Consider the following 24,908-nt stretch of genomic DNA (forward strand, 5'->3'; position numbering starts at 1 on the left):
TGGCTTCCACTTAATTTATCCGCAAGTACAATCAATTACAAGAACGATGTTCAAACGGACTTTAGTTGTGAGACTCTCTTTTGAAGAGACGCATTCTTCCTTGGTTCTCGGCAGAGCCGTTTGGCTGGTTATTGGTCGGCACAACGATAAGCCGTTTATCGGAGCGATTAATCGGTCTGTTATAATCAGCGCGCCCCTCCGGTCTTGGGCGATTTCTTTCTCGATATGCTCTATCGCGGTATGATCTATCGCGATAGTAACGATTATCTCTATAATACCTTGAATTATACCTCGGTCCGCTGCGGTAAATAACTTCAGGCCCAGAATAGAAACCGCCGTATGCTGGGCCGTAGTCACGATAGCCATCGTAGGAATAGGATTCGCTCACGCATCCAGACAGAGCAAATGACAGCAAGGCGATCACGCCCATAGACGTAAATGCTTTGAAAATGGCCATAGGTTTCCTGCCTTCTTTGCTGAATGTTTGTGAATCACAATCTGCCTTCTGATGAAGGAGAGCAAGTCACGAAATGCGATCTCTATGTTACTGTTCGAGACCACAAAGGGTCCGCTGAAGTTTTCACCCCTGTTACGACGCATGCAACAACACAGCAATTTATCAGCAACGATAAATGCCGAGCAATTCCAACAACGGAAATGTTGCCTCATTTTCCGGGAAGATCAGACCGTCAAAGATCGACCGGCTTCCCAGACTCTTCTTCTTCGAGAGTCACAGCTATATCGGCATTGGCCGATAACCTGACCTTATCATCGCTCTCTATATCAGCAACGAAGCCAAGTTCGATGTAATGATGGTGATTTCGGTGGGCTTCCGAGTTATCAGTTTTCTTCAACTTGATGCGATTTCCATCAAGACGATCTACCGTTCCGACATGGACGCCATCCGCTCCAATAACTTCCATGTTCTCGTGGATTCTGTGCTGCATTGTCATATCCTCCTTGAAACCAATCCAGTGCAAGGAGGTAGATAGCGCGCAGAAGTGCGGAGGCTATCCCCAGATCGAATTAAAGATTGCACCCATCGTGTGCACAGTCTTCTGCTTAAACGCATCATTGATCCGCTCAGTAAGTTTGCAGATATAGCTCCAGCTAAATATTAAGTCTGCAGAACAAAATTCTCATACGTTTAAGGAGACCACAGGACATTCCTGCAATTTATTCCGCTTCTTCTTCGGGGAAAAACAGTCCTCTTTGTTCCAACAAAAAGCGATCATGTATTATATTCGCATATCCAGATCAAAGTATAAAAGTGACCAGTCATGTGACCCTGACGTGAGGACCTCAATGGTCTCAATATATAGCAGTGAGAGGTTGCAGTTCGACAAACTTGCAAAAGGTCCGGCTATTTCCTAGACTTGGGCCGGAACCATACCATCGTGGTGAGCAATTCAGTCTGGGGACATGACGGGTAACTCTCGAAATACGCTGCTTTCACTCGTTATCTCGAATAACCAGTCGGCCTTCCCCCTGATGATGGATGCCAAATCGGACGATGCCATCGGGTTGCTGCGCGTTTAACCCCGTAGCGACCCCCAAATTCCAGTCACACTGAATGCGAAAAGTCCTGCCGGGCAACCGGTAGCTCCAACGTTTGGGATTTATTTATGGCTATCTGGACTGAATTGGCGCGTGCCAGCAATGATGCTGGCGACGAAATCCTCTTGCGTCAAAGAGACAACATTTTCGAGATCCGATATAATGGTCTAGAACTGATGTCTAACATCAACTTCCAATCCGAGACCGTTCTGGCAGAACGCTCATTAAGACTGCTCGGCCGTTCGCCGAAGAGGGTATTGATTGGCGGGCTCGGCATGGGTTTCACGCTCCGGGCCGCTCTAGATTACCTTCCAATTGATACCGAAGTCACCGTCTGTGAACTCGTGCCTGAAATTGTTGAGTGGAATCACTCTCGTATTGGCCACTTGGCGGGTTTCCCACTTCATGACCGCCGCGTGAAAATTCTCATCGGCGATGTAATGGATACGTTAAATCAGAACCCAGCCACATATGATCTGATCTTGATGGATACGGATAATGGTCCGGATTTTCTGGTCCGAAGCACCAATGACGCAATTTACGCGGACCATGGTCTGACTGTGGTTGAAAATGCCCTCACATCCAATGGTATAGCGAGTTTCTGGTCTGCAACGGCATCCTCAGAATTTGAAAAAACACTCGACACCTTGGAATGGGAGTGGAGCCGTCAGGACATCTGCTTGATTGGCGGAAGAGCTGATGCTTTCCATTACATCTACTTCGTCATTCGGAGTCAGATGTCTGATAATTTCGGCTTCAGAATTGGAGGGAACCGGGAGATCAGACAGATGGTTGGTGTTTAAACAGACCAATTTGGGAGACGGTCTTAAAATCGCCTCCCAAATCCGTTTCCAAAAGAAAATATCGTGCGATCACAACGGTCGTATTCTCGCATGCTCATAGACACTGGCGATCCGCATAGAATGCGGATAAATGCACTTTGATAAATATGAGTATGAGGGGTCTATGTCTTACTTCCCGAAATGGCGTCTTACAAATAACAGCGTAGTTTTGCCTGATGAACGGCTTCCAACGGCTGCGGCTGTGCCGATGGGCATCCAGCATCTGTTAGCAATGTCCGGCTCGACGATCGTCGCACCCCTTCTTATGGGGTTTGATCCGAATGTTGCGGTGTTCTTCTCAGGTATCGGAACATTGTTGTTCTTCCTGATGACCGGTGGCCGGGTTCCGAGCTATCTCGGCTCTTCCTTTGCCTTCATTGCGGTCGTTATTGCTGTGACCGGCTATTCTGGCAGCGGTCCCAATCCCAATATTGGCTTGGCACTTGGGGGCATTATTGCCTGTGGCGCGCTTTATGCCGTTATTGGACTGGTGGTTATGACGATCGGCACAGGCTGGGTTGAAAAACTCATGCCCCCTGCCGTCACGGGTGCGATCGGTGTTGCTATTGGCCTAAACCTCGCCCCTGTGGCAGTTGGTCAGCTCAAGGGCACAGGCGCGCATATGAGCATCGCAATGCTGACGGTCCTCTGCATGGCGATGATTTCGGCCTATGGTCCGCTCGCCACCAAGCGTGTCGCTGTGCTGCTGGCACTTTTGTTTGGCTATTGCCTTGTGCTGATTTTCGGCAATGGCTTGGGCATGGTCCCTGGTATCAATTTTGGGGCTGTGAGTGCAGCCCCATGGTTCGGTCTGCCCGCTTTTGCAAAACCTGTTTTCACCTGGCTCGCTATCACACTGATCGCGCCGGTTGCGATTGTTCTTGTTGCTGAAAACCTCGGGCATATCAAAGCGCTTGGTTCGATCACCGGTCAGAACATGGATCGTTATATCGGTCGAGGCTTTCTGGGCGATGGCCTTGCAACCATGATTTCCGGTTCTGGCGGCGGCACAGGTGTAACCACCTATGCCGAAAACATCGGCGTCATGGCCATGACCAAAGTCTATTCGACGCTGATCTTCGTAATCGCAGCTTTCGTTGCCATTGCGTTGGGCATGTCACCAAAGTTTGGTGCAATCCTGCAGACGATCCCGGCTCCAGTTCTCGCAGGTCTTGCAGTCTCTGTTTTCGGGCTTATTGCCTCCGCGATGGCGCGCATCTGGGTGGTGAACAAGGTCAATTTCGCCGATCCGCGTAATCTCTTCACCGTGGGCGTAGCGCTGATTTTTGGTGCCGGTGATTTCACCGTCAATATCGGAGATTTTGCGCTGGGCGGAATTGGTACGTCCACCTTTGCAGCTCTGATCATTTATCAGCTGCTTAGCATTGGTCGTCTAAGCGGCGACGAAAAAAGCTAAATATAGCGTCGCGCAGAACCGTTATGGCTCTGCGCGACACTCCCCCGCCCGACATCCAGCGCCCCGCTCTTATCAAGCGCGACGCGTACCTGACGAAACGATATCGAGATAAACCGCCAACACCAGAATGCTACCCTTGATGATCTGCTGCCAGAAGGTATCGACGCCCAACATCGACATGCCGTTGTCGAGGCTCGACATGATCAGCGCACCCACCAGCGCACCAATGACCGACCCCACACCACCGCGCATGGATGTTCCGCCGATAAAGCAGGATGCGATGGCATCCAATTCGCCGCCGAAACCTGCCGATGGTGTTCCTGCCGCAAGGCGTGCCGTTGTCGTCAACCCGGCGACTGCAGCCATCAAGCCCATCAAAGCAAACACCGCCATTTTGACGAAGTTCACATTCACGCCCGAAAAGCGTGTGGCTTCAAGGTTGGATCCGACCGCATAAATATGCCGCCCGAAAACCGTCTGGCGCGAAATGACTGTGAAAACACCCAGAATGACCAGCAGCACCAGAACCGGCACCGGGACGCCCTGATAGCTGTTGAGGATCAGGATAAAGCCCAGGATCAGGATGCCTGTGCCAAGAAGGCGAGCCGTTTCCATCGCTGGTGACAGCGTTTGCAGACTGTGCTTGCGTTTGCTGGCGCGGGTTCGCAATGTGATCAGAATGAGCACTGTAAAGAGCACCATGGCGCAGACATTGCCGAGCCAGCCGGGAAGATATCCCTGCCCGATATATTTGAAATCCGCCGAAATCGGCGCAATCGTGACGCCGCCCATGATGCCCAGCACAATGCCGCGAAACACCAATTGTCCACCAAGCGTGACAATGAAAGACGGTATACCGAGATAGGCTGTGAGCCAGCCGTTAAAGCCGCCCAATATTACACCGAGAACCAGAACCGTGCTGACTGTAGCCCATAACGGCCAGCCATAGACCACGTCGAGCACCGCGGCGACGCCGCCAAGAAGCCCGAGCAGTGCCCCGACAGACAGGTCGATTTCACCTGCGACGATGACAAACACCATGGCTGACGCCAACATACCGGTAATTGCCATCTGACGCAGAAGATTGGAGAAGTTGCGCGCCGTCAGAAACTGCGACCGCCCCATTTCCGGATCATAGGTCATCACGGCAAAGAATGCCCAGATAAGGGCAACCACAATCAGCAGCGCCACAATCTTGTATTCTGAAAGGAATTTTCTGAGGCTTTTGCCTGTCAACGTCATGTCATGCACCAGTTCAGATTAGCTGCGGATTGAGCATTTCCAGCAAAAGTGCCAAGCGGCTTTTGCGTTGGAGAATGCGTAAAAACAAATAATTAGAGCCGCTCCAGATTCCAGGAAACTAGGCCGCATTGGTTGCCGGCTTGCCGATTGCAGCGGCAAGAACCTTCTCCTGGGTGAGATTTTCATTCGGGAAATCGCCACGCAATTTGCCCTCGCCAATCACCAGAACACGATCGCTGATGCCAAGCACTTCAGGCATTTCCGACGAAACCATCAAAATCGCGACGCCCTGTTTGGCAAGCGCGAAAATCAGTTTGTAGATTTCATATTTTGCGCCGACATCGACACCACGTGTCGGTTCATCGAGAATGAGAACCTTGGGGTCTGGCAACATCATTTTAGAAAGCACAGCTTTCTGTTGATTGCCGCCTGAAAGCGAGGCAATAGCCAACATTGGATCTGCGGTTTTCACTTTAAGCCGCAAAATTTCACGCTGAATCGTTGCGAGCTCCGATTCCTTATCGATCAGACCGCGCAGCGAAAAGCGATCCAGCACAGAGATCGTCATATTATGACCGACCGGCATGATTGGAAGGATGCCGTCACGCTTGCGATCTTCCGGCACCATACAGATGCCCTGTCGCACGGCATCACGCGGCGTGCGGATTTTGATTTCTTTGCCGTCAAGAAAGACCTGGCCTTCATAGGCACCAGGCCACACACCAAACAGGCTCGATACGAGTTCGGTGCGCCCCGCACCTACAAGACCCGCAATGCCCAAAATCTCGCCGCGTCTGAGCGCGAAGGAAACATTATCGACCACCTTGCGGTCGGGATTGGTAACATCCCAGCAACTCACGTTACGGGCTTCAAACATCACCTCGCCAATATCATGCGGCTCGCGCGGGAAGAGGTTCTTCATTTCGCGTCCCACCATCATTGTGATGATGTCAGGTGTGGTCAATTCAGACATTGGCCTCGTTGCGATATGCGCGCCGTCACGAATGACTGTCACTGTGTCGGAAATCTCCGCCACTTCATCGAGCTTGTGCGAGATATATACGCAAGCCATGCCTTGCGCTTTAAAGTCTTTAATCAGATCAAGCAGGACCCGCGTTTCGGATGCAGTCAGCGCCGAGGTTGGCTCGTCAAGGATCAGAAGCTTGGCGTTCTTGTTGATCGCTTTTGCGATCTCGATCAGTTGCTGCTTACCGCCGGAATAATGATAAACGGGGAGCGCAACATTGATGTCATGAATCTTAAGGCGTGCGAGCAACTCGGTCGCCCGCGCATTCATCTGATCGTAATCGATGAAGCCACCATTGGTTGGCTCTGAACCCAGAAAGATGTTCTCAGCCACTGACAGATGCGGAACCATCATCAGTTCCTGATGAATAATGACGATGCCGGCGGCTTCCGTGTCGCGAATTCCAGCAGCCTTCAGCGCCTCGCCTTCCCAGAATATCTCACCGGTCCAGGTGCTATAGGGATATACGCCAGAAAGCACCTTCATCAGCGTCGACTTGCCCGCACCATTTTCACCGCAGAGCCCGACACATTCTCCCGCGCGCACTTTCAGGTAAATGCCATCCAGCGCCTTCACGCCGTTGAACTCTTTACCGATGTTTCGCATTTCCAAAAGATATTCGGACATCAACAATGACCTTGCAGTATTTACATAGGAAATTAGCTTCGGGCTAAGCCCTGAAGCGACTCCTGAAAGCCGCTCATCTGGAGAATTTTAGCCGACAACGCTGTCAGAAGCATGCCTGGCTTGCCTTATGTGAGGCCAGACACTGGAAGCATAAGTTTCCAGTGTCTGGCCCCGCAATTTATTCTCAAGTCTGCATCACCGAAGGGCTTTATTTTCCTTCGATCTGCTCCTTGGTGTAGAAGCCATCAGTTACATAGATATCGATATTGTCCTTGGTCACGGCCGTAGGCGTGAGCAGAAGCGTATCAACTTCCTTGGAACCATTGTCGATCTTGCCGTTGAACTCAGGCTTTTCGCCCTTGACCATTTGCACGGTAAGCTTTGCAGCTTCTTCAGCGATCAGCTTGAGTGGCTTGTAAACCGTAACGGTCTGCGTGCCATCAACCAAACGCTTAACGGCGGCCAGATCGCTATCCTGACCCGAAACAGCAGTCTTGCCCGCAAGGCCCTGCGCTGCAAGTGCCTGAATTGCTCCACCAGCGGTGCCGTCATTGGAAGCAACGACTGCATCGATCTTGTTCTGCGCAGCAGTCAGCGCGTTTTCCATGATCGAAAGCGCTTCAGTCGGGCTCCATTCCTTGACCCACTGCGAGCCAACGATTTTGACCTTACCTGAATCAACAGCTTCTTTCAGCGCCCGTTCCTGACCAGCGCGAAGCAGCTTCGCGTTGTTGTCGGTGGGCGAACCGCCGAGCAGGTAATAATTGCCCTCTGGCTTTGCCTTCAGCACAGCCTCAGCCTGCATGAAACCAACGCGCTCATTATCGAACGAAATGTAAGCGTCGATATCGGCATTGAGGATCAGGCGGTCATAGGAAAGAACTTTGATGCCGGAAGCCTTTGCATCGGCAACCACTGCGTCAAAAACCTTTGAATTCATTGGTACGATCACGATGGCATCAACGCCCTGCGAGATCAGGTTTTCCACCTGCTTGACTTGCTTTTCTTCGTTGCCGTCAGCCGACTGAACGTTGACCTTGGCACCCAGCTTTTCTGCAGCCGCGATGAAATAATCGCGGTCGCGCGCCCAGCGCTCAACGCGCAGATCATCAATGGAAAAACCGATAACCGGATTTTCCGGCGATGCAAACGCTGGTGTTGCGCTCATTGCCCCAATGCCGAGAGCTGCTGCAACCAGCGCGCCAGTTAGAAAATTACGACGTTTCATGCACTGTTCCTCCAATCACCGCCGGCATTATGCCGGTTGATACAAATCCTCGCCCCGAACGAACCCGCCCCCGGAGTCTGGCACGACAAAGCAGCCCCTAACGAAGCTGCTTGATTTCATATCTGGTTGATCCTCCCTGCGGTGCTATGCACCAAGATCACTCCAGTGAGTCTTGCGCATGAAGGTGCAAGATCTCATCCTCGGATGCAATTGATACGTGAACAAAAATGAATAGCAAGCATTTTTTGATTTACGTACCTCATTTTTGATCCTATGTTCCGCTCCGAGGAGTGAAAATGAAACCCACCGTGCATGATATAGCCAGAACTGCGGGCGTCAGCCTCGCCACGGTAGACCGTGTGCTGAACGATCGCCCCGGTGTGAGAGCTAAGACGCGCGACCGTGTGACGGAGGCGATGAACACGCTCGGCTATGTGCGAGATGTCGGTGCCGCCAATCTTGCACGCGGCAGGCTTTATCAGTTCGATTTCATTTTGCCGGATAATGAAAACACCTTCATGCAGAGCCTTCGGGCAGAGTTGGAAGCAGCAACAGAGCGCGGACTTTCCGAGCGTATTCTGATCAATCTCGTGTTGGTTCCGGCATTTGATGAAGCAGCTCTTGTTAGGGCACTGGACGCGAGTGCGGAACGCAAACCCGATGGTGTCGCGTTTGTTGCGGTCGATACCGACCCAGTGCGCGACGCCTGCTTGCAGCTTGCAGAACAAGGTATTCATGCAATTACTCTCGTTTCAGACCTCGGCAATTCATCCCGCGCGCATTATGTAGGCATCGATAACGGCGCTGCCGGACGGACCGCTGCGCGCTTACTGGGCCTTTTTGCAAGCGGCACCAATGGAGCCATTGCGGTTATCGCTGGCTCATTGAAAGTGCACGACCATCACGAGCGCTTCGAAGGTTTCAAAAGCGCCATGGAAACCGATTTTTCCGGACGCGAGATTCTGCCGGTTCTGGAAGGTTTCGATGAGGGTGCACGCGTTGAAAAGCTCGTTCTGGAATTGCTTGAAAAGCGTAAAGACCTCGCAGGAATTTATTGTTTAGGTGCGGGCAACAGTGGGCTTGTACGAGCGCTTGCAGCCTCCCGACATGACAACCAGCCACTTGTCATCGCCCATGAACGTGACGATGTCACATCGCAAGCTCTGAAAGACGGGCTCGTTCACGCAGTCCTTGCACAAGATGCGGGCCATGAAATCCGCAGTGCAATTCGTGTTCTCAAAGCAACGGCGGATCGCCTGGCCATCGTGCCGGGACAGGAACATATCCGCATCGAAATCTTTCTCAAAGACAACCTGCCCCAGCTCGACTGAAGCGCAGGCGAAACGACAACTCCACAGGAGCGATTATGTATCTCGGCCTTGATCTTGGAACATCCGGCGTAAAGGCGCTTCTGATCGACAGCGACCAGAAGTTGGTTGGCTCTGCCCATGGTGAGCTTGATGTTTCCCGCCCTCACCCCGGCTGGAGCGAACAGGACCCGGCACAGTGGATCAAGGCATGCGAAACAGCTATTGACGGTCTGCGCGCGGCGCATCCAAAAGAGTTCGCAACCGTTGCAGGTATTGGCCTTTCCGGCCAGATGCATGGTGCGACATTGCTTGATGAACACGATCAGGTGCTTCGCCCATGCATCCTGTGGAATGACACGCGCAGCTATAAGGAAGCGGCAGAACTTGATGCTGATCCGGCCTTCCGCGCGATTACCGGCAATATCGTTTTTCCGGGTTTCACAGCGCCGAAGCTGGTCTGGGTTGCCCGCAATGAACCGGATATTTTTGCACGCACGCGCAAGGTTCTTTTGCCGAAGGATTATCTGCGGCTCTGGCTTACCGGCGAATATGTGTCCGACATGTCGGATTCGGCAGGCACCAGTTGGCTTGATACCGGCGCGCGCAAATGGTCAAGTGAGCTTCTCGCAAAGACCAGCCTGACTGAAGACCATATGCCGAAGCTCGCTGAAGGCAGCGATGCAACCGGTACTTTGCGTGCTGAATTGACCGCGCGTTGGGGCCTTACAAATGCGCCTGTCGTTGCAGGTGGGGCTGGTGACAATGCCGCGTCTGCCTGTGGCATGGGTACAGTCCAGCCCGGACATGCCTTCGTTTCACTCGGAACGTCGGGAGTTCTGTTTGCAGCCAATGGTGCTTATCAACCAAAGCCTGAAAGTGCCGTACACGCCTTCTGCCATGCGCTTCCCGGCACATGGCACCAGATGGGTGTTATCCTTTCAGCGGCCAGCGCACTCGACTGGTTTTCCCGCATTGTTGGGGCAACTCCGCATGCGCTCGACACGGGACTTGGCGACAAACTCAAAGCACCCGGCAGCGTGACATTCCTGCCTTATCTTTCTGGCGAACGCACGCCATATAATGACGCGAAAATCCGCGGTGTCTTCAGCGGCCTTGAGCATGAAACCAACCGCAACGCGATGACTCAAGCCGTGCTTGAAGGCGTGGCATTTGCCATTCGTGACAATCTCGTGGCGCTGCAATCGGCTGGCACAGAGATCAAATCGCTCATTGCTGTGGGGGGGGGCTCGCGCTCAGCCTATTGGCTGAAATCAATCGCGACCGCATTGAATGTGCCAATCTCGCTGCCTGAAGAAGGCGATTTCGGTGCTGCATTCGGCGCTGCGCGCCTTGGGCTGATCGCCGCCAGCGGCGTTGATCCATTTGCAATCTGCACACCGCCTCGCACAGCCCGCACCGTCGAACCCGAACAAGCGCTGATCTCTTCTTACGACGAGGCCTATCAGCGTTATCACGCACTTTATCCGGCGCTGCACCCACTCGCCTAAAAAGCGAAGCGACAGCGTCACCAGCATCAACATTGGAGGAGCATGATGAGCACCGGATTTTTCGGCGACATCCAGAAAATACGTTACGAAGGCCCCGACAGCGACAATCCGCTGGCGTTCCGTCACTATAACCCGGACGAGATCGTTCTTGGTAAGCGTTTGGAAGATCACCTGCGCTTTGCGGTCGCCTATTGGCATACATTTGCATGGGAAGGCGGCGATCCCTTTGGCGGCCGTACCTTCGACCGTCCGTGGTATAAGGACAGCCTCGAAGCTGCAAAGCTGAAGGCCGATGTGGCATTTGAATTCTTCTCGCTTCTTGGCGCGCCTTACTATTGCTTCCACGACGCCGATGTGCGCCCCGAAGGCAATAACTTTGCTGAAAACACAAAGAACCTTGAAGCCATCGTCGATGTTTTTGAGCAAAAGCAGGCCCAAACCGGCATCAAGCTTCTATGGGGCACAGCCAATCTCTTCTCGCACCGCCGCTATATGTCGGGTGCTGCGACAAATCCTGATCCGGAAGTCTTTGCTTTTGCAGCAGCGACTGTCAAAACCTGTCTCGACGCAACCAAGCGTCTTGGTGGTGACAATTACGTGCTTTGGGGTGGTCGTGAAGGCTATGAAACCCTGCTCAATACTGACCTGAGCCGCGAACTCGACAATATGGGACGTTTCCTCAATCTCGTGGTTGAGTACAAGCACAAGATCGGCTTCAAGGGAACAATCCTGATCGAACCAAAGCCGCAGGAACCAACCAAGCATCAGTATGATTATGATGTCGCAACGGTTTACGGCTTCCTCAAGCGCTATGGTCTGGAAAATGAGGTGAAACTCAACATCGAACAGGGCCATGCAATTCTTGCCGGTCACTCGTTCGAGCATGAGCTGGCGTTGGCCCGCAGCCTTGGCATTCTCGGTTCCATTGACATGAACCGCAATGACTACCAGTCGGGTTGGGATACAGATCAGTTCCCGAACAACGTGCCGGAAATGGCGCTTGCCTATTATCAGGTGCTGCTCGACGGTGGCTTCAAAAATGGCGGCACCAACTTTGATGCCAAATTGCGTCGCCAATCAATCGACCCGCATGACCTGCTGATCGGCCATATCGGCGGCATGGATTGCTGTGCGCGTGGCCTCAAAGCTGCCGCCCGCATGTTGCATGACGGCGCATTGAGCAAACCACTTGATGAGCGCTACGCCGGTTGGTCTGGCGATTTCGGCAAACAAGTCGAGACCGGTCTTTCGCTTGAGCAGATTACGTCTGAAGTCGAAACTAAAGACATCAATCCGCAGCCAAGATCTGGTCGTCAGGAATATCTGGAGAACGTGGTCAATCGCTACGTTTAATTATTATCAAAACACAAAACCCCGCTCAATGAGCGGGGTTCTCATTTTAGTTCAACGCCACACTACGCGGCATCCGACAGGCCGCAAAACGATCCAAACTTTGATCATAGGCCGAAGTCTTTACCGCCATCATGCCAAGCACTGTGTGAAACAGATTGTCGTGGGATGATGGTTCAGCTGTCGTCTTGCGCAGGCAATCGAGATTAAGACCGGTGTCCGCTGCATATTCCGTCCCAAACCAGGTGATGAACGGTATATGGGTCTGCTGCGATGGCGCGATGAAATAAGGTGCTGCGTGAAGATAAAGACCATCCTCACCAAGCGACTCGCCATGGTCAGACATATAGATCATCGCCGATGCAAATTTATTCTCATGTGCTTTGAGAAGATCAATCACCTCAGAGAGAATGTGATCAGTGTAAAGGATCGAGTTGTCATAGGCGTTGACGATTTCTTCCTGTGAACATTTGGCGAAATCATTTGAACGGCAATCCGGTGTGAACCGCGCATATTCAGCCGGATAGCGGCGATAATAGGCCGGGCCATGACTGCCGGTCATATGCAGAACGATGGTTGCATTGCCAGTAACTTCGTTCAGCTCCTTGGACAGGCTGTTGACCAGTATCTGGTCGATGCACTCACCGCCTTCGCAATAGCGTTTGTCCTGAGCACCCTGCAAATCAATCAGCTTGATCCGTTCGGCAACGCCCTTGCTGCCGGTATTGTTCTCGTACCAGCTGACCTCAACGCCTGCATGTTTAAGAACGTCCATGAGATTTTCAGACCCACGGAACTTGGTGTTGGAATAGTCCTCGCGAGTGAAAGGTGAAAACATGCAGGGCACGGATACCGAGGTTTCGGTTCCACAGCTGGTCGTGTCGGTGAAAGCAACAACGTCGCGTTGCTTCAATTCCGGATTGGTTTCCCGCGCATAGCCATTGAGGCTGAAATTCTGGGCACGCGCTGTTTCGCCTACAACCACCACTGTCACCAGCTTTTTGCCTGCTGGCAATTGCGTCAGCGCTTGCTTGGCATCCAGCCCAAGCGGCTCCATCGGAATGTCGCGATTTTTGACGATGTGCGAAACATATTGGACCGTGCTGGTGATCGGAGTGCTTGGCATAAGCTTTTGCATGATATCGGCTCCATGCTCACGGAACATGGATGAATAGGCAGCATAGTTCGTGCCGAGTATGGCGATAGCTGCAATCAGACAGGTGAGAATGACGCCTGTGTTCACCATCAGCTTTCCGAGCAACCGGCGGTGTTTGACGCGCACCCATGCGATCAGCAACGATGGAATAACGCCATAAAGCAGCATGTGCCAAAGGAAGCTCGACGTCAACAATGCACCGGACTCAGCCTGTGTCGTGGTCAACGCTGCCTCAACGACATTCTTGTCGATGATGGTGCCAAATGTGTCGGTGAAATAGGAGCCACCTGCAGCAATGATCACGAAAAATATCAGTATTGGCTTGATGATATATTTTGCCGAGAACAGAATAAACAGAGCCACGTGCAGCAGCAAAAGCGTGGCTACTATGCCCGCGAGTCTCATCGGCGCATCAGCATAATAGGTGCTGATCGCGTGCCAGAAGGACCTGTTTGTGAAAATGAGGATGTAGAGAGTTGTTAAAACGCACAGCGGCCCGCTGGCAATTGTGGGACGAAATTTCTGCATGACACACGCTTTCGAACGCTTTGAATTTGCGCCTTACAGGGCCGACAGATGCGATGGGTCAGCTATATCAGGCACATCTCAGTCAAACATGAAATCATGATGGCTTTTCTACGGCGAACGAATTGGGCCACTTGCAAGCCTTAACGCACAAACAAAACGCCGCCAAAATTGGCGGCGTTTTCGAGTTTGAATTTATTTTAGAGACTAACCCACCCACCATTTTTGTTGGAAGATCTTACGCAAGCATCGATGAACGCGACGCCTTTTACACCGTCGTCCACGGTTGGATAGATGACCGCACCGTCAAGTTTACTGTTATCGCGCTTCGCCTGAATGGCATTAGCGGCTTCCACATAGATAGTCGCGAACGCTTCCAGATAGCCTTCCGGATGACCGCCCGGCACACGTGTAACACGAGTTGCGGCATCTCCAACGCCTGAACCACCACGGGTAATCAACCGCTTCTGTTCTCCAAACGGCGTAAACCAAAGCCGGTTCGGGTCTTCCTGCGCCCATTCGATGCCGCCCTTAGTGCCATAAACGCGAAGACGCAGCGCATTCTCATTGCCCGGTGCGACCTGACTGCACCACAGCATACCCTTGGCACCGCCAGCAAAACGCAGCATCACATGCGCATTGTCATCAAGTCTACGCCCAGAAACAAAGCTATCGAGATCCGCCGCGAGACTGTCGAGCGTCAGACCAGTCACGAACGACGCAAGATTGAAGGCATGGGTGCCAATGTCACCTGTTGCACCACCGATGCCAGACTGGGCCGGATCGGTACGCCAAATGGCGCCCTTGGCACCAGTTTCCTCAACCGCTTCCGTCAGCCAATCCTGCGCATATTCAACCTGAACCACACGCAGATCACCCAGCTCGCCATTCGCGATCATTTCGCGTGCCTGACGAACCATCGGATAGCCAGTATAATTATGGGTCAGCACAAACAGCGCGCCGCTCTCGTCGGCCACTTTCTTGAGCTTCTTTGCGTCAGCGAGTGTCGAAGTCAGTGGCTTGTCGCAAATCACATGAATACCGCGGCGCAAAAATTCCTTCGCTGCATCGTAATGCACATGATTTGGCGTTACGATGGCCACGGCCTCAATGCCATTCTTGAGGCGCGCTTCGCGAATTGCCATTTCCTTATAGCTCGAATAGGTGCGATCCTCCGCAAGGCCAAGCTCGCGACCCGAGGCTTGCGCTTTTTCAGGTGACGAAGACAACGCCCCCGCCACCAATTCAAAGCGATTGTCGAGCCGCGAAGCCATACGATGAACACCACCGATGAATGCCCCCGCACCACCGCCAACCATGCCTAGCCGAATGCGCGGGTTTGCGGTTTCTTTGGTTTTTGCTTCAATGGTCATTGTGTCTGTTTTCCCTCAGAGCCCCAGCATGCGCCGATTGGCTGCATCATCGGTTCCGCCAGCGGCAAAATCATCGAATGCTTTGTCGGTCACGCGAATGATATGGTGTTTAACAAACTCAGCGCCCTCACGCGCTCCATCTTCCGGATGCTTCAGTGCACATTCCCATTCGACCACTGCCCAGCCATCGAAATCATTGGCGGCCATTTTCGAGAACACAGCACCAAAATCAACCTGTCCATCGCCCAGTGAACGGAAGCGACCAGCGCGATTAACCCAGCCCTGATAACCGCCATAGACGCCCTGACGTCCGGTTGGATTGAACTCCGCATCCTTGACGTGGAACATCTTGATGCGGTCTTTATAGATATCAATATTGTCAAGATAATCGAGGCATTGCAGCACATAATGCGACGGATCATAGAGCATGTTTGCGCGCGGATGATTTTTAACCCGCTCCAGGAACATCTCAAATGTCACGCCATCATGAAGATCTTCGCCCGGATGAATTTCATAACAAATATCGACGCCATGCTCGTCAGCATGATCAAGGATCGGCGTCCAGCGGCGAGCGAGTTCATCGAATGCCGTTTCAACCAGACCGGCGGGGCGCTGCGGCCATGGATAGATGAACGGCCATGCCAAAGCGCCCGAGAAGGTCGCATGTGCGCCAATGCCCAAATTGCGCGATGCCTTGATGGCCATCTTCACCTGCTCAACCGCCCATGCCTGACGCGCTTTGGGATTGCCGCGCACTTCTGGCACTGCAAATCCGTCAAAAGCTTCGTCATAAGCCGGATGCACGGCAACAAGCTGGCCTTGCAGATGCGTCGAAAGCTCTGTCACCTCAACGCCATTTTCGCGCGCGACACCGGCAAATTCATCGCAATAATCTTTGGATTCCGAGGCCTTCTTCAGATCGATCAGCTGGCTCGCCCATGTCGGCACCTGAACACCGGCATAACCCTTTTCTGCGGCCCATTTGGTGATGCCGTCCCATGTATTAAACGGCGCTTCATCGCCCGCAAACTGCCCGAGAAATATCCCCGGCCCTTTGATCGTCTTCATCAAAAGTCCTCCAACTGAAAATTCGACCCGATATCGGGAATAAGGGCTTAGAGCGTTTTCAATTTTCTTTGAATCAGGGGAAACGCACTAAGTATCTGTTTTAGAGTCATCTTGTCCGAAAACCGTTTCACACTTTTCGGGATGCGCTCTAAATCAAGCGACAAACTACGCGTCCGCCAAAGCGGACGCGTATATGAATATTAGAACGGAGAATCCGGAAAGTAGAACTGCTCGGCGTTATCCTTGGTCACCAATGTGGCGTCGAGGATATAGTTGCCGCTTACTGGAATCTGGTCGTAGAAGTGACCGGCAGCAAGCTGCATAGCAGTTGAAACCATCGCAGGTGGATAAAGAACATCGACGGGCATTAGCTTGTCGCCATCCATGACCTTCTTGATCATATCCTTGGAACCAGCACCGCCGATAACATACTGGATATCTTCACGGTTAGCCTGTTTGATTGCTTCAAGCACGCCAACGGCCATGTCATCATCCTGACACCAGACAACATCGATCTTAGGATATTTCGTCAGGAAGTCCTGCATCACACGGAATGCATCGTCGCGGTTCCAGTTGCCATACTGGCGATCAAGAATCTTGACATTCGAACCCTCGATACCCTTGTCAAAGCCGTCCTGACGCTGCTGATCGATAGGGATCGGCAGGCCGCGAATGACGACGACCTGTGCGTCTGGCGTGGTCTTCTTGATGTATTCACCAGCAACCTGACCAAGCGCGGGATTGTTACCCGCCACATAAAGATCACGGATGGAGTTGTCGTTGTTGCTTGGTGCGCGATCGACCAATGCCACAAACGTGCCCTTATCCTTGATCTCCTTGATAGCATTTACCAGTGGATCGGGATCGGATGGCAGAACGACCAGACCGTCCAGGCCCTGAACGGCAAGATCCTGCAATGCGTTTGCCTGACTGGCCGCATCCGGCGATGTCTTGACGATCACGTTGAGGCCCGGATGCTCTTGCATCAGAAGCTTGGCCACACGTTCGGCATGATAGACCACACCAGCAGTCCAGCCATGGTCGGCTGCTGGAATAGATACGCCGATCGTGACCTTCTTGTCCTGCGCGCCTGCAATGCCTGTAAAGGCCAGCGCACCGGCCGCCAATGTTGCAAAAGCAACGCCTAAAAGTTTTCCTCGCATTATTTCCTCCCAAATGTTCAGGGGGCTTTATCCCTCTGTGACCGGACCGCCCCTTCAATCCCGTCAAACTCATTGTCCAAGGCGCGATGAAGTTACCTATCACGCCTTGGATTTTATCGTCGCGACAGCGACCGTTGCACCAGCATGGCTATGATGATGATCGCCCCTTGAATGGCCCCGATCAGATATTCGCTGATGAAGTTGGAAAGCAGCATGATATTGCCGACAATTTCCAGAATGAATGCACCGCAGATCGTGCCCCAGACACGCCCCACGCCGCCCCGCAACGCCGTACCGCCGACAACGACTGCCGTGATCGCCTGCAGTTCCCATAACATGCCTGTTGTTGCCGATGTGGACCCCAGTCGCGGTACATAAAGAAGCACTGCAACTGCCACGCAAAGACCCTGCACAATATAGGCAATAGTGCGAACACGCTTGACGGAAATACCGGAATAACGCGCAACATCTTCACTGGAACCCACTGCAATCACATGGCGACCATAGCGGGTGCGGTAGAGTACGAACGCCGCTATCGCTGCCGTTACAAAGATCGCAATAACCGGGATCGGAACACCAAAAACGGAACCGAAATAGACAGGTCTGTAAAGCGCCTGAATGTCAGGATTGCGCAAGGTGATTGCTCCGCCCTGCGACAGCCAAGTCGTCAGACCACGGTAGATACCCATCGTACCCAGCGTAGCGATAAACGGTTCTATGCCACCAAGCGTTGTGATCAATCCATTTGTCAGACCGCAAAGCGCGCCCACTACAACGGCCAGAAGCACAGCTGCGATCAGCATCATCACAGGATCGGCAATAACGCCGCTGTTCATGAACATGATCATGATACTGCCAACAAAGGCCGCCATAGCACCGACCGACAAATCCAGCCCACCCGATGAGATTACATAGGTGGCACCAAGCGCGATGATTGCAATGAAGGCGCTACGCGTCGCAACATTCAACAAGTTGTCGATGCTGATAAAATTTGGATTGGCAATTGTCCCCAGAACAAGCAGCAAAAGCAGCGCAATAAAAGGCGCAACAGCCCTCAGATCCCAATCTTTGGACGTTTTCGGCACTCTACTTTTATCGGTAACTACGTCAGTCATTTACTCCCCTTTTTTATTTAAGCCGCTGCTTCTGTGCTGACGCCAGTTGCTAAGACAACGATGTCATTTTCGGTCATGCGTTCGCCTGTCACTTCGCCTGCAACTCTGCCCTCGCGCATGACGACGATCCGGTCGCATACGCCAATGAGTTCAGGCATTTCAGACGATACGACGATGATCGATTTACCCTCGTCGGCCAAATTGGCAATGAACTGATAGATTTGTTCTTTGGTGCCCACGTCGATGCCTCGGGTCGGCTCGTCAATGATGACGATAGACGGGTTGAGCATCATCATCTTTGCCAACAGAAGCTTTTGCTGATTGCCGCCAGAAAGCTGCCCGGCAAGAATATCCTTGCGGCCAGTGCGGATATCGAACTCTTTGATTGCATCGTCGAGTGCCGTGCGTTCTTTACGCCGATCAATCTGCAAGCCCCGGACGAATTTGCTGATCGAAGCGAGCGTCAGATTGATCCCGAGGTCCTTGGCAAGCAACAGCCCCTTGCCTTTGCGATCTTCGCTCAGATAGGCGATGCCAGCGGAAAGACTTTCTTGAGCATTGCGGAAATTTGCAGGCTTTCCATTATGACGGACCTGACCCTTGCCAGACCGCAGCCCAACAATGCCTTCCATCAATTCCGTTCGACCCGCACCGACCAACCCTGCAAAGCCCAGGATTTCGCCTTTGCTCAACGTAAAACTTGCTGTTTTAACATGGCCAGGAACGCTGAAATCATCGACCTCGAGCACTGGCTCCTGTCCGTGACGTGCAGCGCGATCAGGGTAAAGCTTAGCAACATCGCGCCCAACCATCAGCCGGGCCATGTCGTTTGGCTGCAGCTCAGATGCCATATGCGCAGCCACCAGCGTACCATCGCGCAAGACTGTCACGCGATCCGAAATCTCTTTCACTTCCGGCAGTCTATGCGAAATATAAAGAACCGCGACGCCTTTGGCGCGAATGTCACAAATGACTTTCAGAAGCGCCTCAGTTTCGACCGGAGTAAGCGAAGCCGTTGGCTCGTCAAAGATCACCACACGATGCGGCACGAGCAAAACGCGAGCGATCTGCACAAGCTGGCGCTGTGCGATGGAAAGGCTCCCCACGATGGCATCGGGATTGATATCCGCACCAAGATCATGAATAGCTTTGCGTGCGCCTTCGCGCATGGATTTGTCATCAACAACAAGGCCTTTGGAAAGTTCGCGTCCCAGATAAATATTCTGGGCGACAGTCAGATCAGGCGCCAACAGGATTTCCTGATGCACCAGAACAATGCCCTGCGCTTCTGCTTCCACTGGACCCGAAAACAAGATCGGTTTGCCATCGATGTGGATTTCACCGCTGGTTGGGCGCTCATTACCCGCAAGCAGCTTCATCAGCGTCGATTTACCCGCACCGTTTTCACCGATAATTGAGTGAACTTCGCCGCCATAAATGCTGAGATTTATACTTTTCAGAACCTGAACAGGTCCGAACGATTTCGACAGCGAAACCGCCTCCAGAAGCGGCACGCCATGCTCGTTTCGGCTCGCGTTCATACGCGCGCACCAGCGCAAGCACTAAAGCTTAAGCGCCTGTCGAGACTTCTGATTGTTTGAATTTCCAATTGCATGTGAACTCCTCCCAAAGCTTCACTGTGCAACCTTAACGTCGGCTTTGAGGTACGTAAAGCAAAATTCTGCACAACATAAAAGTCATTGACAATTAATAGCGGTCCGATTCACGTAAAATGCAAGGCGACAGTTGGAGGCATTCAACTAAAGGGTATACTCAAATCATAATTTGGGCTGATATTCAGCGTACCGCTCGTCACTCAAAAATGAAAAGACAAAGCGCAAAGCATTATGTTGAAAGGCCGTAAATTCGATGTACGACGTCCCTTGCCGCGTTACAGGACCAATAGAGCGCATTTGATCTGACGCGAATCTTATCCAAAAAACGGTCGCACACTTTTCGGAGTGCGTTCTTAAACGAGTGGTTAATTACGCCTCGGCGATCACCAAATAATACAATCTTAAATTAGCACATACAGCAAGACACGCGCTTTTTTATATACTATGAAGCGGTAACGTCAAAGGCGTGTTGAATTGCGGATACAGACACATGAGCTCCCATTTAGCGCAGTCAAAATGGCGCATGTTAGACATGCTGCCAGCCATAGCCCTTTTCGTGATTGGCCTCACAGCACTCATCTATGCGATGCTTTCCCCAAGTGGCGAGAACGGTCAGTTTGCCGTCCTCATGCAGCCATGGGCGAATGTCTCACAAGTGGCAACGCTGCTTAGCAAAGCCGATGTACAGATCCTTTCCTTCAATGAGCGAATGAACGTTGTGGTTGTACATGCCGCACGACCTGACGCAATCGACGCACTTTACAATGCAGGCGCGTGGCTCGTCTTTGAACCCACACAGCTGTCCAGCTGTTTTGACCTTGCTGTTACCGGGGCCTAATCCATGATCATTGAGCTTGATGATATTCGCAGACGCTTTGCGCGCTTTCTGGTGATTCTTTTCTGGCTGCATGTTCCGCTGTTCGCGGTCATCGCATATGGAACCGGTGCTTCCATCCTCGGCGGGGCGCTTGCAGGAGCTTTCCTTGCCGCAAGCTATAATCTGATGTGGTGGCGCGCCGATATCGCGCCCGCAACCCGCTTTTTGTCTGCTGTAGCTCTCGTGGCTGAGCCTGCAATTCTGCTCTATCTGCTTCGTGGGCACATCTGGCAGATGGACATGCATATGTATTTCTTTGCCATGCTCGCACTCACCATTGGCTGGTGCGACCGCAGAGCAACCATCATTGCAGCCGTCGCAGTTGCATTGCACCATCTGACCCTCGACTATCTGCTGCCATCCCTCGTCTTCCCAACGGGCAGCGATATTCGCCGAGTGATGATTCACGCTGTGATTGTAGCCTTTCAGGCAGCCGTTCTTGTCTGGTTCTGCGATATGCTTGTCGCTTGCGTCAACAGCATCAGCAAGATGCGCGATGAGATCATGATTAAAAATGCCGAGATTGAAACACGCTCTGCCCAAGTTGAACAGGCTTACAAGGCCAAGGGCATGTTCCTGGCCAATATGAGCCATGAAATCCGCACGCCGCTCAATGCGATTTTGGGCTTTTGCCATCTGATGCTCCGCACCGACATGACCGAGCGCCAGCGCGATTACCTTTCCAAGATCAATGGTGCCAGTGGCTCGCTGCTGCGCCTGATCAATGACATTCTGGATTTTTCCAAGAACGATGCGGGCAAACTCACATTGGAAAACCGGCCGTTCGAATTGCGTGCCCTCTTTGATCGCAAATTGCAGATTACAAGTGCCGATGCCCGCGCCAAGAACGTGGCAGTGAGCCTGCATATTGATCAGGGCGTACCGGAACGCCTTGTCGGCGATGAAATGCGCCTTGGGCAAGTGCTCCTCAACTTGATGAGCAATGCCATCAAGTTCAGCGAGAATGGTTCCGTTACTCTGCGCGTAAGCGGCAAGCCGACGGATAGTGGCGATTACAGCCTGCAGATTGCCGTTGCAGATACCGGCATTGGCATGACACCTGACCAGCAATCCAAGCTGTTCAGCTCTTTCTCGCAGGCCGATAGCTCCACCACACGCCGCTTTGGCGGCACCGGACTTGGACTGGTCATCAGCAAGCAAATTGCCGAGCAGATGGGCGGTGACATCACCGTACTCAGCACCCCCGGCAAGGGCAGCGTCTTCACCGTTACAACCACTCTGAGTAATGTGGATCGCGCGCATTCCATTGTCGAAAAGCCACAAGCGCATATCCAGAAGCTTCGGATACTTGTAGCGGACGACAATCCGGCTTCTCGCGAAATTTTACAGAGCATATTCGCGGACTGGTCGATCCAGGTCGATCTGGTCGCATCAGGTACCGAGGTTATTGGCGCACTGGAAACAGCATTCCAGCGCGGCCAGCCCTATGATCTGTTGCTGCTCGACTGGAAAATGCCCGGTATGGATGGCATGGAAACAGTGGGTAGCCTGTATGCCAATGCAAAGCTCGCCAAACTGCCCGAAATCGTTCTGATAACTGCCTATGGTAGTGATGAGTTCAAGGAAAAAGCTTCGCGCGCCGGTATCGCAGCCTATCTGCCAAAGCCAATCGAAGCTCAGCAGATACTGCAAACGCTGAATATGCTTTTCCCGCTATCGAAAGATGCCAAGGAAGCTGCACGGGATTCAGAATTGATTGCAGAGCCGCTGCGTGGCGCGCATGTTTTGCTCGTTGAAGACAATGCGATCAATCGCGAAATCGCTTATCAGCTCCTTTGTGATGCAGGCCTTGATGTTGATACCGCCGAGAACGGGCGTATTGCCTGCGAAAGCGTTGCGCGATCTGGTTCGCTCTATTCAGCCGTGCTGATGGACGTTCAAATGCCCGAAATGGACGGTCTGGAAGCCACGCGTCATATTCGTCGCGACTGGAGCCCTGATGCCCTGCCAATCATCGCTCTGACCGCACATGCTTATGAAGAAGAGCGCCGCAGATGTGCCGAAGCTGGCATGAACGATCATGTGGCCAAACCAATCGATCCAAGCGTGCTTATCGGAACACTTGAGCGCTGGATGAAGCCACGCCGGGTGGATCTTACCGTCGCCCAACCGCAGGACAGCCAGATCGAGGTCACTCAGACCGATCTTCCTGACCGCCTTCCGCCATTCGACCTCACACGAGCACTCGTGCGGGTGAACGGAAAACGGGCTCTTCTGCGTCGCCTCATCATAAGTTTCCATGATGATTTTGCGAATGTCATCGAATCCCTGATGGATCAGATTGCCAAGGGTGACCTGACTGGAGCACGACGCCTTGCCCATACGCTCAAAGGTGTTGCAGCATCTCTGGAATTACCAGAAATTGCGCGTATTTCTGCTGAGGTGGAACTGGCAATAGCCAATGAACAGCTGGTCGGTCTGGAGCCCACGCTTTCGGCGCTCAACTCCGCCATGAAGCCCGCCTTGAAGGCTGCAGCCAGCCTGAAGGATAAGGTGACCGCGCCGCAACAGCAGACAAATACGAGCGCTCAGACCGCAGATATTGCATCCGCAGTGACGATGCTGCGCGACTACCTCACGCGCCGGAGCATGCGCGCGCGCAGCAGTTTCGATGCGTTGCTCCAAATGCTCGGCTCAAACGCCGAGCAAGGCAACAAAGCGGAAGCTTTACGCACGGCAAAAGCTGCGCTGGACAAGCTCGATTATGAGCAGGCCCTGCGTAGTCTGGACGAAGCCTTTGCCGAAGAACTTCCTCCAGCAAACTGAAACAGTTCCAGCAAAAGTTCGAAGCAGTTTTCGGGCAAGATGAGCGTTAAAATAAAGAGTTAGAACGTCGATCTGATTGAATCGGATCGACGTTCTAGAATTCGCCCCAGATCATAAAAACCAAGCGGCGATCTAAACACTACCGGAGTAAATTAAATGCCTGATCGTGCAACCGTCCTGATCGTCGATGACGAAGTTTCAAACATCGAGATCATGAACGCGGTGCTGGAAGACCATTATGAAATCTGTTTTGCCACATCTGGTGAACAGGCGCTGGAAGTTGCGCGCTCAGTTTTACCCGATCTGATTTTGTTGGATGTCATGATGCCGGGTGTCGATGGCTATGAAGTCTGCATCCGCCTGAAGAATGATCGCCTGCTGGCTGACGTGCCGGTTATCTTCACGACAGGTCTTGATGATCAGGAAGCAGAGGTTCGCGGCCTTTCGCTGGGTGCCATCGATTATGTAACAAAACCGATCAATCCGGTCGTGTTGCGCGCGCGCGTGTCCAATCATATCGAGCTCAAGCGTCTACGCGACCAGCTGGCCCAGATGGCTGTTACCGATGCTTTGACGGGTCTTAGCAACCGCCGTCAGCTGGAAGTCATTCTTGCAGGAGAAATCTCGCGTCTTGCGCCTGCGGGCGCATGGCTTTCGGTCATCATGCTCGATATCGATTTCTTCAAGCTCTTCAATGACACCTATGGTCATCCTGAAGGCGATCGATGCATTGCCATGGTTGCGGCCGCTCTGAACCGTGCTGTGCATAAGGTTTCGGGTATGACGGCGCGCTATGGCGGCGAAGAATTTGCCTGTGTTCTGCCCGGTGCGGACCCCGAAACCGCTTTAGCCACAGCACATGAAATCCAGTTTCAGATCCAGTCGCTAAATATTCCGCATCCCGGCTCGGAAGTCAGCACGAACGTAACCGTCAGCATGGGGATCGCATCTGCACGCACCCATCCTGATATGGGCGGATCACTTTGGCTGCAGCACGCCGACCATCAGCTTTACACGAGCAAAAAGAGTGGTCGCAACCAGATTGCAAAGACCGAATTTTCAACGGCCTGAAACTGATACCAACATCCGATGCGTGCAAGTCATTGGATGTTGGTAAGCC

The 24,908-nt window shown here is 52.7% G+C and carries 18 protein-coding genes; 8 read left to right on the forward strand and 10 right to left on the reverse strand.

All coding sequences use genetic code 11. The features are described 5' to 3' along the window. Nucleotides 1-689 precede the first annotated feature (689 nt). Nucleotides 690-947, reverse strand: a complete 258-nt coding sequence (locus QBD00_RS11505; protein ID WP_318579547.1) for a DUF2171 domain-containing protein — start codon at nt 945-947, stop codon at nt 690-692. 678 nt (nt 948-1,625) lie between these two features. Between QBD00_RS11505 and QBD00_RS11510 the strand changes: the two genes are divergently transcribed. After that, on the forward strand, nt 1,626-2,360 hold the full coding sequence (locus QBD00_RS11510) for a hypothetical protein (protein ID WP_318579548.1): 735 nt from the start codon (nt 1,626-1,628) through the stop codon (nt 2,358-2,360). Between the two features lie 163 nt (nt 2,361-2,523). Further along, nucleotides 2,524-3,816: a solute carrier family 23 protein gene (locus QBD00_RS11515; protein WP_318579549.1), complete on the forward strand. Its 1,293-nt coding sequence runs from the start codon at nt 2,524-2,526 to the stop codon at nt 3,814-3,816. Nucleotides 3,817-3,888: 72 nt separating this feature from the next. Here the strand turns inward: QBD00_RS11515 and QBD00_RS11520 are convergent, their stop codons facing one another. From QBD00_RS11520 to xylF, 3 genes are all read right to left on the reverse strand, one after another. Next, nucleotides 3,889-5,058: a sugar ABC transporter permease gene (locus tag QBD00_RS11520; protein ID WP_134156116.1), complete on the reverse strand. Its 1,170-nt coding sequence runs from the start codon at nt 5,056-5,058 to the stop codon at nt 3,889-3,891. Nucleotides 5,059-5,176: 118 nt separating this feature from the next. Continuing rightward, complete coding sequence (locus tag QBD00_RS11525; protein WP_318579550.1) at nt 5,177-6,712, reverse strand: xylose ABC transporter ATP-binding protein; 1,536 nt, start codon at nt 6,710-6,712, stop codon at nt 5,177-5,179. A gap of 208 nt (nt 6,713-6,920) precedes the next feature. Then, on the reverse strand, nt 6,921-7,940 hold the full coding sequence (gene xylF, locus QBD00_RS11530) for a D-xylose ABC transporter substrate-binding protein (RefSeq protein WP_151091080.1): 1,020 nt from the start codon (nt 7,938-7,940) through the stop codon (nt 6,921-6,923). Between the two features lie 296 nt (nt 7,941-8,236). Between xylF and QBD00_RS11535 the strand changes: the two genes are divergently transcribed. The 3 genes from QBD00_RS11535 to xylA are packed head-to-tail and all read left to right on the forward strand — an operon-like array spanning nt 8,237 to nt 12,111. After that, entirely contained in the window at nt 8,237-9,271 is a 1,035-nt protein-coding gene (locus tag QBD00_RS11535) for a LacI family DNA-binding transcriptional regulator (RefSeq protein WP_318579551.1), read from the forward strand. A gap of 35 nt (nt 9,272-9,306) precedes the next feature. Then, on the forward strand, nt 9,307-10,758 hold the full coding sequence (xylB, locus tag QBD00_RS11540) for a xylulokinase (RefSeq protein ID WP_318579552.1): 1,452 nt from the start codon (nt 9,307-9,309) through the stop codon (nt 10,756-10,758). A gap of 45 nt (nt 10,759-10,803) precedes the next feature. After that, nucleotides 10,804-12,111 (forward strand): xylose isomerase, encoded by a 1,308-nt coding sequence (xylA, locus tag QBD00_RS11545; protein ID WP_318579553.1) that lies wholly within the window; start codon nt 10,804-10,806, stop codon nt 12,109-12,111. A gap of 46 nt (nt 12,112-12,157) precedes the next feature. Here xylA and QBD00_RS11550 read toward each other — a convergent pair whose 3' ends face one another. The 6 genes from QBD00_RS11550 to QBD00_RS11575 form a co-directional block, all read right to left on the reverse strand. Further along, nucleotides 12,158-13,792, reverse strand: coding sequence for a phosphoethanolamine transferase (locus tag QBD00_RS11550; protein WP_151091084.1), 1,635 nt, complete (start codon nt 13,790-13,792; stop codon nt 12,158-12,160). Nucleotides 13,793-13,989: 197 nt separating this feature from the next. Next, complete coding sequence (locus QBD00_RS11555; RefSeq protein WP_264231623.1) at nt 13,990-15,162, reverse strand: Gfo/Idh/MocA family protein; 1,173 nt, start codon at nt 15,160-15,162, stop codon at nt 13,990-13,992. A 15-nt stretch (nt 15,163-15,177) separates the two neighbouring features. Continuing rightward, complete coding sequence (locus QBD00_RS11560; RefSeq protein ID WP_318579554.1) at nt 15,178-16,230, reverse strand: sugar phosphate isomerase/epimerase; 1,053 nt, start codon at nt 16,228-16,230, stop codon at nt 15,178-15,180. A 200-nt stretch (nt 16,231-16,430) separates the two neighbouring features. Next, entirely contained in the window at nt 16,431-17,393 is a 963-nt protein-coding gene (locus QBD00_RS11565) for a substrate-binding domain-containing protein (protein WP_151091087.1), read from the reverse strand. Nucleotides 17,394-17,506: 113 nt separating this feature from the next. Continuing rightward, on the reverse strand, nt 17,507-18,508 hold the full coding sequence (locus QBD00_RS11570; protein ID WP_095445010.1) for an ABC transporter permease: 1,002 nt from the start codon (nt 18,506-18,508) through the stop codon (nt 17,507-17,509). A gap of 17 nt (nt 18,509-18,525) precedes the next feature. Next, entirely contained in the window at nt 18,526-20,049 is a 1,524-nt protein-coding gene (locus QBD00_RS11575) for a sugar ABC transporter ATP-binding protein (protein WP_318579555.1), read from the reverse strand. A 565-nt stretch (nt 20,050-20,614) separates the two neighbouring features. Here QBD00_RS11575 and QBD00_RS11580 point away from each other — a divergent pair. The 3 genes from QBD00_RS11580 (at nt 20,615) to QBD00_RS11590 (ending at nt 24,859) form a co-directional block, all read left to right on the forward strand. Next, the gene (locus QBD00_RS11580; RefSeq protein WP_318579556.1) at nt 20,615-20,962 is read left to right on the forward strand and encodes a hypothetical protein; all 348 of its coding nucleotides are present in this window, start codon (nt 20,615-20,617) and stop codon (nt 20,960-20,962) included. Between the two features lie 3 nt (nt 20,963-20,965). After that, nucleotides 20,966-23,788, forward strand: a complete 2,823-nt coding sequence (locus QBD00_RS11585; RefSeq protein WP_318579557.1) for a response regulator — start codon at nt 20,966-20,968, stop codon at nt 23,786-23,788. Nucleotides 23,789-23,944: 156 nt separating this feature from the next. Beyond that, nucleotides 23,945-24,859, forward strand: a complete 915-nt coding sequence (locus QBD00_RS11590; RefSeq protein WP_151091091.1) for a diguanylate cyclase — start codon at nt 23,945-23,947, stop codon at nt 24,857-24,859. Nucleotides 24,860-24,908 lie beyond the last annotated feature (49 nt).

The organism is Ochrobactrum sp. AN78 (assembly GCF_029909885.1).
Taxonomy (GTDB): Bacteria; Pseudomonadota; Alphaproteobacteria; order Rhizobiales; family Rhizobiaceae; genus Brucella; species Brucella quorumnocens.